The organism is Halomonas sp. ND22Bw (genome assembly GCF_003011945.1).
GTDB lineage: Bacteria > Pseudomonadota > Gammaproteobacteria > Pseudomonadales > Halomonadaceae > Halomonas > Halomonas halophila.
Map to the genome: position 1 here is coordinate 1 of NZ_PXWD01000310.1, position 376 is coordinate 376.

Annotated in this window: 1 protein-coding gene; it reads right to left on the minus strand. The window is 72.1% G+C overall.

The window, feature by feature from the left end:
• Window positions 1-376 (minus strand): gamma-glutamyltransferase (locus tag CVH10_RS18205; RefSeq protein WP_181244482.1); only part of this gene is annotated, 376 nt, incomplete at both ends.

The following is a 376-nucleotide window of genomic DNA, read 5'->3' on the forward strand; positions in this document are numbered from 1 at the left end:
CGGTCGAAGATGCCGAGGATCAGGAGCGCGGCGATCCCTTGGGTCGGCGGCGGGAAGTTGTAGAGCGTCGCGTCGCGGCGGCGGATCGAGAGCGGCGCGCGCTCGCGCGGCGCGTAGGCTTCGAGATCGGCCCGGGTCACCGGCGTTCCGAGCTGGTCGAGGTCGGCGGCGATCTCGCGGCCGAGATCGCCCTTGTAGAAGTCGTCGAGGCCCGCATGGGCCAGTTGCTCGAGCGTGGCGGCCAACGCCGGCAGCCTGCGGATCGCGCCCGCCGCGAAGGGCTTGCCGCCGTCGAGGAAGGTCTGCGCGAAATGCGGCTGGTCGTGCAGCGTGTCGAGCTCCTTCGGGACGTAGCGCGCCTCCGAGGGCGAGACCG